Raw genomic sequence first — 9859 nt, 5'->3', positions numbered from 1 at the left:
TCCCCGTTCCGGGGAGGATCGGCTCCGCCCGCCCCCACCCCATAGTCGACGCTCGTCGCCACGTCGGCTCTTCCCTCTGCTGTCGGATTAACTTACAGTTTACCATAAGCTCGGGGCGACAAATCCCGCTTTTGCGCCAGTGGCATGGCTCTTGCTGGGTAAACTGCGATGTTGAAAAAAATCGGACGTCTGTTCGTCATCAAGACCCGCTTTGAAGCGTGCCTGATCATCTATGCGCTGGCGGTGGGCGCCATGGCGCGCGGCAGCGCCTATCTCCATGAATATCCCGGCATCGGCGGCCAGCTGTTGCTGGTCGCGTGCAGCGGCGCTGTGTTTCTGGCGGGCGCAAAGATTTTCGACTGCCTGCGCTATGAACAGGCGGCGGCGAAGGCAAAACAGGCGGAATAAGCGCCTGCGGCCTTTCGGATGTCATCGCGATATGCCAAGCCCGGTGCCATGAGCAGGATCAGCGGCCGCCCGGCCATCAGCACCGAACATGTCTATGGCCTGACGCTGCGCGTGGCGCGCTGGCGGGCCGATGTCGGCGGCACGCCGCTGTTGTTTCTGAACGGTATCGGCGCGGACATCGCCGCCGCTGCGCCGCTGCTGGCGCAGATGCACGGGCGCGAGGTGTGGACGCTCGACATGCCCGGCGTCGGCGGCTCGCCCGACGCGCTGCTGCCCTATGGCGCATCGACGATCGCCGCGGTGGTGATGGAGATCGCCGAGCGGCTGGGTCACAAAATGCTCGATATCGCCGGGTTCAGCTGGGGCGGCGCGCTGGCGCAGCAGATCGCGATCCAGTTCCCGGGGCGCGTTCGCCGCCTGGTGTTGATGGCGACGACGCCCGTGATGGGTGCCCCGGGTATCGGCTGGACCGCGCTGTTCGACGACGACATGTTGGCGAGCGGGCTGAAGATCCAGACCGCGACGCCGCTCGGCATCGCGTATCAGACCGCCGCCATGGCGGGGTGGAGCAGCGCGGCGTTTCTGCCGGGGCTGAAGAAGGTGCCGACACTGGTGCTAACCGGCGAGCGCGACGGCGTGATGCCCGCCTGTTATGGTCAGATGCTCGCCAGCCTGATCGACGGCGCTGTGCTGGAGGTGGTGCCGGGATCGCACCTGTTCCCCTTTACCCACGCCGCCGCCATCGCGGCGCGGATCAGCGCGTTTCTGGAGCAGCCGGCGACGGCGCGGCAAGCCGCCGCTTAAGGAAGTCGGCGATCGCCGCAGCGGTCGCATCGGGGTCTTCATCCATCGGCAAATGACCGATATCCTTGAGCAGGACGACCTCCGACCCCGCGATCCGTTCGTGAAAGGTCTGCGCGGCGCTGGGGTTGATCAAGCGGTCTTTGTCACCGAACAGGATCAATGTCGGCGCCTTGATCTGCCCGACCTGCGCCGCCATCGCGGGCTCGCGGTCCAGCCTCGCGCGCAGCACCGTCGCCTCGCGATTGCCCGGAAAGCGCAGCAGTTCCCAATAGCGGTCGATCATCGCTTCATCGACGATCGCCTGCTTCGCGACCGAACCGCGCAGCGACTGTTCGACCAGCGTGCGCGGCGTGATCTGCGTCGCGAGCCAGCGTCCGGCAGGATATTTAAGGATGCGAAAGCCGATATTGGATTCGGGCGCCTTTTCGCCCTTGCGGAGCGGCATCCCCGCGGCGTCGAGCAGGAGCAACGCATCGACTCGTTCCGGTTGCGCCAGCGCATAACGCCACGACACCCAGCCGCCCATCGAATTGCCGCCGAGAATGAAGCGATCGAGTCCGAGCTTGGCCGCGACGACATCGACCGCCGCCGCCATGCCGTCGGCGCCATAGTCCTTGTCAGGCGTCCCGCCGGTCAGCCCATGCCCGGGCAGGTCGAGCGTCACGATGCGATAGTCGGCGCCCAGCCGCTGCACCAGCGGTTCCCACGTATGCAGGCTGCTGTTCGAGCCGTGAAGCAGGATGATCGCGGGGGCATCACGTTTGCCCTGGTCGCGGTAATGGATGCGCTGGCCGGCGGGCCCCGCGACAAAGGTCGCGTTCGGCCCGCCATATTTGGCGATCATCGCGTCGCGGTCGGTATCGGAGGTGCGCAGCGCGAAGAAGAGCGCGAGAATCGCGACGAGCAGGCCAAGCGGGATGAGCACCCGCTTGCGCCGGAACAACGGGCGCCGCGGCAGCGGCGGGTCAAATTCGTCGTCGTCGATCATCATGTCACGCCCCCCTCAAGGCGGGGCGAACCTAGCGCGCCGACGCGCCGCGTCAATGCACGCTATTCGTGGATCGGACGGCGAAAGGTTTCGGGCAGGAACAACAGCCCGATGACGACGGTCAGCGCGGCAACGACGACCGGATACCACAGGCCGTAATAGATGTTGCCCGTCGCGGCGACCATCGCGAACGCCGTAGTCGGCAGGAAGCCGCCGAACCAGCCATTGCCGATATGATAGGGCAGCGACATGGCGGTGTAGCGAATGCGGCTGGGGAAGAGCTCGACCAGCAGCGCCGCGATCGGGCCGTAAACCATCGTCACGAGCAGCACGAGGTAGAAGAGGATGGCAACAACGAGCGGCTTGTTGATCGCCGCCGGATCGGCCTTGGCAGGGTAACCCGCGTCAGTCAGCGCCCGTTCGAGGTCCGAGCGGAAGGCCGCGATCGCTCCCGCGCGATCCTCTTCGGCAAGGCGCCAGGGATCGGGCGCGGCGAGGACGCGCGAGCCGATGCGGACGCGCGCGGGATCGCCCGTCATGCGTTCGCGCGTGAACGCCGTGTAGGTCGCACCCGCCTTGGCCAGCGTCGACTTGATGATGTCGCAGCCGCTGCCCTCGAACTTGTTGCGCCCAATCGGGTCGAATTGGAACGAGCAGGCGCCGGGGTCGGCGGCCATGATCACCGCGGCATTCTGCTGCGCCTTCGCCATCGCCGGGTTGGCGGCGCTGGTCAGCATCTGAAACGCGGGAAAGTAAGTGAGCGCCGCGAGCGCGCAGCCCGCGAGGATGATCGGCTTGCGCCCGACCTTGTCGCTGAGCCAGCCGAAGAAGATGAAGAAGGGCGTGCCGAGCGCGAGCGCGATGGCGATCAGGATGTTCGCGGTTGCGCCATCGACCTTCAGCGTCTTTTCGAGGAAGAAGAGCGCGTAAAATTGCCCCGAGTACCAGACGACCGCCTGCCCCGCGACCGCCCCGAACAGCGCGACGAGCACCCATTTGAGGTTCGCCCAGCGCCCGAACGCTTCGGTCAGCGGCGCCTTCGACGTCGTGCCCTCTGCCTTCATCTGCCTGAAGACCGGGCTTTCCTCGAGCTGGAGGCGGATCCACAACGACACGCCGAGCAGGATCACCGAGATCAGGAAAGGTATTCGCCAGCCCCAGTCGGCAAACGCCGCTTCGCCCATTACCGAGCGGATGACGATGACGACGCCGAGCGCCGCGAACAGGCCAAGCGTTGCGGTGGTCTGGATGAAGCTGGTGAACAGGCCGCGTTTGCCCTCGGGCGCATGTTCGGCGACATAGGTCGCGGCGCCGCCATATTCGCCGCCAAGCGCAAGCCCTTGGACGAGGCGGAGCAGCACGAGCAGGATCGGCGCGGCGACGCCGATCGCCGCGTAGCTGGGCAGCACGCCGACAAGGAAGGTCGACACGCCCATCAGGCCCATGGTGACGAGAAAGGTGTTCTTGCGCCCGACGAGGTCGCCGATGCGCCCGAATACGATCGCCCCAAAGGGTCTTACGGCAAAGCCCGCGGCGAAGGCGCCGAGCGCGAAGATGAAGCCGGTGGTTTCGTTGACGCCCGAGAAGAATTGCGCCGAAATGACCGTCGCCAGCAGGCCGTAGAGGTAGAAATCATACCATTCGAACACGGTGCCGAGCGACGAGGCGAGGATGACCTTGCGCTCGCTCTGGCGGGTGTCGATGGGCGTAGCGAATTGCTCGGTCATTCTCTTCCCCCGTTCGCCCTGAGCCTGTCGAAGGGCCGTTCTTCTTTCAGCCACGCTAAAGGAAAGAACGGTGCTTCGACAAGCTCAGCACAAACGGAGAAAGAGAATATTGTTCGATGCGTCAGCCGACGCGCTTCACTGCACCCTTATGTGCGCCGACGCTTTTGTTGCGCGGGCGGAAGCGGCGCTTGCGCTGGCCTTCGGCGCCTTCGCCCGCGGCGCCGTCGCGGCGCAGGCCGCGTTCGCCCTGCGGCTTGGCACCGCCGCGGCCGCGATTGGCCTCCTGGCGCTGGCGATTGGGGTCACGCCCCTGGCTGCCGGTGTCGCGCGGCGGCGCGACCGGCTTGGGCAGGTTGCGCACCAGTTCGTTGAAGTTCTCGGGCAGCGGCATCGGTTCGGACTTCGACCGGGTAACGCGCTCGATGTCGCGCATATAGGGCCGCTCATCGGGCGCAATGAAGCTGATCGCCTTGCCCTCTGCCCCGGCGCGTGCGGTGCGGCCGATGCGGTGGACATATTGTTCGGGGACGTTCGGGATTTCGAAGTTGATGACGTGCGACACGCCCGACACGTCGATGCCGCGCGCGGCGATGTCGGTCGCGACGAGCAGCTTGATGTCGCCCGAGCGGAACGCCTGCAGCGCATGGGTGCGCTGCGACTGGCTCTTGTTGCCATGGATCGCCATCGCCTTGATCCCCGCGCCGGCCAGATGGCGCACGACGCGGTCGGCGCCATGCTTGGTGCGGGTAAATATCAGTGCGCGGTCGATATCTTCGCTCGCGATCACCGCATGGAGCAACGCTTGCTTTTCCTTCTGTTCGACGAAGGTCGCATATTGGCTGATCTTTTCGACGGTGGTCGCGGCAGGCGTCACCGAAACCGTCACCGGATCCTCAAGGAACTGCTCGGCGAGATGCGCGATTTCCTTCGGCATCGTCGCCGAGAAGAACAGGTTCTGGCGGCGCGACGGCAGCAGCTTGGCGATGCGGCGCAGCGAATGGATGAAGCCCATGTCCATCATCTGGTCGGCTTCATCGAGGACGAAGATTTCGACATCGTCGAGGCGCAGCGCACGCTGGTCGATCAGGTCGAGCAGGCGGCCCGGCGTGGCGACAAGGATTTCGACCCCTTGCGACAGCTCGCGGATCTGCTTGTTGATCGGCACGCCGCCGAACACGGTGGTGACGCGCAGCTTGGTAAAGCGGCCATAGTCGCGGCAGCTTTGCGCAATCTGCGCGGCGAGTTCGCGCGTCGGCGCCAGCACGAGCATGCGGCAACTGCGCGGGTTGGTCTTGTGCGGATAGGTGATCAGGTGATGGATCGAGGGCAAGGAAAAGCCCGCGGTCTTGCCGGTACCGGTCTGCGCGATACCGCACAGGTCGCGGCCCTTCATCAACGGCGGGATCGCCTGCGTCTGGATCGGGGTCGGGACGGAATAATCCTTGGCGGCAAGCGCGCGATTGATGTCGGCGTGCAGGCCAAAGTCATTAAAAGTCGTCATAAAATACTCACATAGGGCGACGCGCAGGCACATCCGTTCGGATCGAACGGACGGCGCACGGGCCGCGGGTTCGAAACGACCCGCGTGAAAGGGTGCCTCTGGGGACAAAGCGCTGGTCCGGCTCGCCCGCGCCTGAAAATGGGCGGGAAATCACGCTGCCGGTGGTTGCGGCGGATAGGCCCGCCATGCTGCGCTGCACAATATATGGCATGAAAAGGCCCGATTGGCAAGATGCTAGCCAAAAATGATAAACAGACCGACGGCGATCACCAGCAGCGCGAACGCAAGACGAAGGATGCGCGCGTGCGCTTCGATGCGGCGCAGGATCGGCATCGCGGCGAGGGTGCCAAGCGCGCCGCCGATCACGAGCGCGGCGAACAGCGACCATATGAGCTGACCATGCACGGCATAGGTCGCGCTGGTCGCGCTGCCGAACAAGGTCACCGACACCAGCGATGAAGCCGACGCGTTGGCCAGCGTCATGCCCGTCGCCGCCATCAGCCCCGGCGCGATCAGAAAGCCGCCGCCGATCCCGAAAAATCCCGCCGCGAGGCCCGCGGCCAGGCCCACGGGCGCCAGTCTCCACACCATGATCGGCGTCAGGCGCACCCCCGGATTGCCTTCGCTCTTGCGGGGGATCAGCATGGACAGGGCAATCGCGATCATCGCGGCGCCAAAGGCGCGGATCAGCTGATCGCCGTCGATCGTCATCGCGAGCCGCGCGCCCAGCACCGATCCGAGCAGCCCGGCAACGGCGAACACCGACGCGCAGGGCCATTTCACGCGGCCTGCCTTTGCTTGCGCCAACAACCCCGTCGCGGCGTTGACGGCGACGGCCGCCGCCGACGTCGCGATCGCGGCATGGGTGTCGGCAACCCCGACGACATAGATCAGCCATGGCGTCGCCAGCACCGACCCGCCGCCCCCGAACAGCGTCAGCAGCAACCCGACGAGCAATCCGCCGAGCAGCGCAAGCAGCAGCGCTTCCATCAGCTTTGTCGGCGCGGCCGCCACAGGCGGCGATCCAACGCGGTCAGGAAAGTCCGGGCGGCGCGCATGTCAGGTCGCCCGTTGCCGGTTCCACGGCGCCAGCATCAGTAGCCGCGCCATGCCGCAAAAGCCGCTAAGGCCGGCAAACAGCAACCCGGCGCCGACAAAAGCCGACAGGCCGAACCAGGCGGGGGCGACCAGGGTGCCGAGCAAGGCACCGATCAGGATCAGCATACCCGCAGCGATCTGGACCTGCCGCATGATTTCGAGCGGCGCGGAGCGATCGGTCGCCACCGGAAAGCCTGCGCGCTGCCAGCCGTCAAGCCCGCCCTCGAGCACGAACGCCTCGCCGGTCACGCGCGCGGCGAGCCGGTCGCACGCCCCCGCCGTCCGCATTCCCGAGCGGCAGGTGAAGATGACGTCAGCGGCGGGGTCGATCGCGAGATGCGCCTGCTCCCAGCCGGAGAGCGGCTGCGACACCGCGCCCGCAATGTGCGACCGCGCAAATTCGTCGGCTTCGCGAATATCGACCAGGACCGCGCCGCGTCCGGTCATGCGGGCACGAACCTCCGCCGGAGCGAGGCTGGTGAGTGTTGCGGGCATCAGGACGTCCTCATTTCAGGGGGGCAGAAAAGTTCGGCGAGCGTCTCGATCACCCGCATCGCGGCAGGATCGTCGAGCCGGTAAAAAATCGCCTGCCCTTCGCGGCGCGTTGCGACGATGCCCTCGGCGCGAAGCAGCGCGAGGTGCTGCGACAGCGCCGATTGCGACAGGCCGACGCGCGACTGGATATCGCCGACGGCCAATTCGCCATCGGCCAGCTGGCAAAGGATCATCAGCCTTTTTTCGTTGGCGAGCAGACGCAGCAACGTCGCGGCGCGGCCAGCGCTGGCTTCGAAGAGGCTGAGGTCAAAACGGGTCAGGTCGAACATGGCGCCAATATATTAGTTGATTCTAATTTAGCAAGACCTAATATATGGACAAAGGAGACTCGCCATGACCCCCGCCCCCGACGTCACCGGCTATTTCGACGAAGACACGAATACGATCAGCTATATCGTCGCCGATCCGCAGAGCGGCCGTGCCGCGATCATCGACCCGGTGCTGGGTTTCAGTCAGCGCGACGGGCGAACCTCGACCGCCGCCGCCGACCGCCTGCTGGCCGCGATCGAAGCGCGCGGGCTGCACCTGGCGTGGATACTCGAAACGCACGCCCATGCCGACCATCTGACCGCGGCGCATCACATTCACGAACGCACCGGCGCCCCGATCGTCATCGGCCGCCATATCGGAGACGTACAGCGCATCTTCGCGCCGCTGTTCGCCGCCAGCGACGTCGTTCCCGACGGCAGCGCCTTTTCGCGGCTGGTCGACGAAGGCGACAGCTTGCCGCTCGGCGAGCTGACGATCGGCGTGATCCACACGCCGGGACATACGCCGGCGTGCGTGACCTATAGGATCGGTGACGCGGCCTTCGTCGGCGATACGCTGTTCCAGCCCGACTATGGTACGGCGCGCGCCGACTTTCCGGGGGGCGACGCGGCGACGCTTTATCGGTCGATCCGCAAGATTTTCGCGCTGCCCGCCGAAACACGCATTTTCACATGCCACGACTATCCGACCAGGGACCGCGGCGAACCCGAATGGGAATCAACCGTCGCCGAGCAGCGCGCGGCGAACATCCATGTCCATGACGGGGTCAGCGAGGCCGATTTCGTCGCGATGCGCAGCGCGCGCGACAAGGGACTGGCCGCGCCGCAGCTGATCCTGCCGTCGTTGCAGGTCAATATCCGCGCCGGGGAACTGCCGCCGCCCGACCCCGACGGGCGACGCTATCTGCGCATCCCGCTCGACACGATCTGACTCGCGCCTCGCTCTTGAGTCGCCTGCGGCGCTGCGGCAAGGTTGCGGCCAAAGCGGGAGAGCATCATGGCGGACAAGATCATCGTAATCGACGAGGGGACGACCTCGACCCGGACGATGCTTTTCGCCGCCGACGGCACCCCGCTGGGCAGCGCGCAGCGCGAGTTTCGGCAGCATTATCCCGGCCCCGGGCTGGTCGAACATGATGCCGCCGAAATCTGGGAGGCCACGCTCGCCTGCACCCGCGCGATGATCAAGAAGGCCGGGGGTGCCGACCGGGTCGCCGCGATCGGGATTACCAATCAGCGCGAAACGGTGGTGTTCTGGGACCGCGCCACTGGCGAGCCACTGGCGCCCGCGATCGTGTGGCAGGACCGCCGCACCGCCGACGATTGCGCGGCGCTGAAGAATGCGGGGCACGAGGCTGCGGTGCAGGAGACGACCGGCCTGCTGCTCGATCCCTATTTTTCGGGGAGCAAGATCGGCTGGGCGCTGAAGCATTGGCCGCAGCTGCACGACGCGGGCGACCGGCTCGCGGTCGGGACGATCGAATCCTATCTCGTCTATCGCCTGACCGGCGGGGTGCACGTGAGCGATGCGAGCAATGCGTCGCGCACCTTGCTCATGAACATCAATGGCGCGGGCGGTTGGGATGCGGGGCTTTGCGATCTGCTTGGTGTCCCGTTGTCGCTACTGCCCGAAATCACCGGCTGCACGACCAGCGTCGGCGCGACCGATCCCGAGCTGTTCGGCGGCGCGATCCCGATCTGCGGCATGGCGGGCGACCAGCAGGCGGCGACGATCGGCCAGGCGTGCCTTGCGCCGGGTCAGACCAAGGCGACCTTTGGCACCGGCGCCTTCATCCTGTCGGCAAGCGGCACCGTCCGCCCGCATTCGACCAATCGCCTGCTCGCGACGGTGCTGGTGCAGGAAGGCGACGTGCGCTCCTACGCATTGGAGGGATCAGTGTTCGTCGCCGGCAGCCTGATCAAATGGCTGCGCGACGGGCTGGGGCTGCTCGCCAGCGCGGGAGAGAGCGAGGGACTGGCGCGGTCGGTCGCGGACAATGGCGGGGTCTATCTGGTCCCTGCCCTCACCGGGCTTGGTGCGCCGCATTGGCGGCCCGATGCGCTCGCGGCGATATCGGGCCTCAGCTTTGCCAGCACCAAGGCGCATGTCGCGCGCGCTGCATTGGAGGCGCAGGCGTATCAGGCGCACGACCTGAAATCGGCATTTGCCGCCGATGGGGTCGATTGGGCGGACCTGCGCATCGACGGCGGAATGGCGGCGAACGACTGGATGGCGCAGGACCTAGCCGATATGCTGGACCTGACCGTCGAACGGCCCGATTTTGTCGAAAGCACGGCTTTGGGCGCCGCGATGCTCGCGGCGACGGGCGCGGGGCTTTTTACCGATCTGGCGAGCGCGGCGAAAGCGATGCGCGGTACGACGACGCGCTTCACCCCTGCGCTGGCTGCCGAAAAACGCAAAACGCGCCTTGCCGGGTGGCAAAGCGCGCTTGCAAAGATTTTGGGCTGATTGCCGTCCCCGCGAAGGCGGGGGCCGCAGTCGGCCTTG

Annotated in this window: 10 protein-coding genes; 4 read left to right on the top strand and 6 right to left on the bottom strand. The window is 66.2% G+C overall.

Annotated elements, in window-relative coordinates; genetic code table 11:
• Positions 1-168 precede the first annotated feature (168 nt).
• Complete coding sequence (locus FFS18_RS11940) at positions 169-408, top strand: hypothetical protein (protein ID WP_120216892.1); 240 nt, start codon at positions 169-171, stop codon at positions 406-408.
• A 48-nt stretch (positions 409-456) separates the two neighbouring features.
• Positions 457-1212 (top strand): alpha/beta fold hydrolase, encoded by a 756-nt coding sequence (locus tag FFS18_RS11935; protein WP_137871006.1) that lies wholly within the window; start codon positions 457-459, stop codon positions 1210-1212.
• On the opposite strand, the gene FFS18_RS11930 is transcribed toward FFS18_RS11935, so the two are convergent.
• From FFS18_RS11930 to FFS18_RS11905, 6 genes are all read right to left on the bottom strand, one after another.
• Positions 1163-2203: an alpha/beta fold hydrolase gene (locus FFS18_RS11930; RefSeq protein WP_249340386.1), complete on the bottom strand. Its 1041-nt coding sequence runs from the start codon at positions 2201-2203 to the stop codon at positions 1163-1165. The genes FFS18_RS11935 and FFS18_RS11930 overlap by 50 nt on opposite strands.
• A gap of 59 nt (positions 2204-2262) precedes the next feature.
• Positions 2263-3927, bottom strand: a complete 1665-nt coding sequence (locus FFS18_RS11925) for an MFS transporter (protein ID WP_137871005.1) — start codon at positions 3925-3927, stop codon at positions 2263-2265.
• 121 nt (positions 3928-4048) lie between these two features.
• Positions 4049-5428: a DEAD/DEAH box helicase gene (locus tag FFS18_RS11920; RefSeq protein WP_137871004.1), complete on the bottom strand. Its 1380-nt coding sequence runs from the start codon at positions 5426-5428 to the stop codon at positions 4049-4051.
• 234 nt (positions 5429-5662) lie between these two features.
• Positions 5663-6442 carry a sulfite exporter TauE/SafE family protein gene (locus tag FFS18_RS11915; protein ID WP_249340385.1) on the bottom strand — a complete coding sequence of 260 codons (780 nt, stop codon included), beginning with the start codon at positions 6440-6442 and terminating at the stop codon, positions 5663-5665.
• A 45-nt stretch (positions 6443-6487) separates the two neighbouring features.
• On the bottom strand, positions 6488-7021 hold the full coding sequence (locus FFS18_RS11910; RefSeq protein WP_137871003.1) for a rhodanese family protein: 534 nt from the start codon (positions 7019-7021) through the stop codon (positions 6488-6490).
• Positions 7021-7350: an ArsR/SmtB family transcription factor gene (locus FFS18_RS11905; protein ID WP_120216899.1), complete on the bottom strand. Its 330-nt coding sequence runs from the start codon at positions 7348-7350 to the stop codon at positions 7021-7023. The genes FFS18_RS11910 and FFS18_RS11905 overlap by 1 nt, the downstream gene beginning before the upstream one ends.
• A gap of 64 nt (positions 7351-7414) precedes the next feature.
• Here FFS18_RS11905 and FFS18_RS11900 point away from each other — a divergent pair, with 64 nt between their 5' ends.
• Complete coding sequence (locus tag FFS18_RS11900; protein ID WP_137871002.1) at positions 7415-8281, top strand: MBL fold metallo-hydrolase; 867 nt, start codon at positions 7415-7417, stop codon at positions 8279-8281.
• Positions 8282-8347: 66 nt separating this feature from the next.
• Positions 8348-9820, top strand: coding sequence for a glycerol kinase (locus tag FFS18_RS11895; protein ID WP_137871001.1), 1473 nt, complete (start codon positions 8348-8350; stop codon positions 9818-9820).
• Positions 9821-9859 lie beyond the last annotated feature (39 nt).

The organism is Sphingopyxis sp. 2PD, assembly GCF_005503695.1.
Classification (GTDB): domain Bacteria; phylum Pseudomonadota; class Alphaproteobacteria; order Sphingomonadales; family Sphingomonadaceae; genus Sphingopyxis.
Note: the sequence above shows the minus strand (reverse complement) of the source record. Positions and strands in the feature narration are given on the sequence as shown.

Excerpts from the sequence above, each read along its gene's own strand:
- FFS18_RS11895 (WP_137871001.1), top strand. The coding sequence starts at position 8,348 with ATGGCGGACAAGATCATCGTAATCGACGAGGGGACGACCTCGACCCGG.
- FFS18_RS11935 (WP_137871006.1), top strand. The coding sequence starts at position 457 with ATGAGCAGGATCAGCGGCCGCCCGGCCATCAGCACCGAACATGTCTAT.
- FFS18_RS11925 (WP_137871005.1), bottom strand. The coding sequence starts at position 3,927 with ATGACCGAGCAATTCGCTACGCCCATCGACACCCGCCAGAGCGAGCGC.
- FFS18_RS11910 (WP_137871003.1), bottom strand. The coding sequence starts at position 7,021 with ATGCCCGCAACACTCACCAGCCTCGCTCCGGCGGAGGTTCGTGCCCGC.
- FFS18_RS11920 (WP_137871004.1), bottom strand. The coding sequence starts at position 5,428 with ATGACGACTTTTAATGACTTTGGCCTGCACGCCGACATCAATCGCGCG.
- FFS18_RS11940 (WP_120216892.1), top strand. The coding sequence starts at position 169 with ATGTTGAAAAAAATCGGACGTCTGTTCGTCATCAAGACCCGCTTTGAA.
- FFS18_RS11900 (WP_137871002.1), top strand. The coding sequence starts at position 7,415 with ATGACCCCCGCCCCCGACGTCACCGGCTATTTCGACGAAGACACGAAT.
- FFS18_RS11905 (WP_120216899.1), bottom strand. The coding sequence starts at position 7,350 with ATGTTCGACCTGACCCGTTTTGACCTCAGCCTCTTCGAAGCCAGCGCT.
- FFS18_RS11930 (WP_249340386.1), bottom strand. The coding sequence starts at position 2,203 with ATGATGATCGACGACGACGAATTTGACCCGCCGCTGCCGCGGCGCCCG.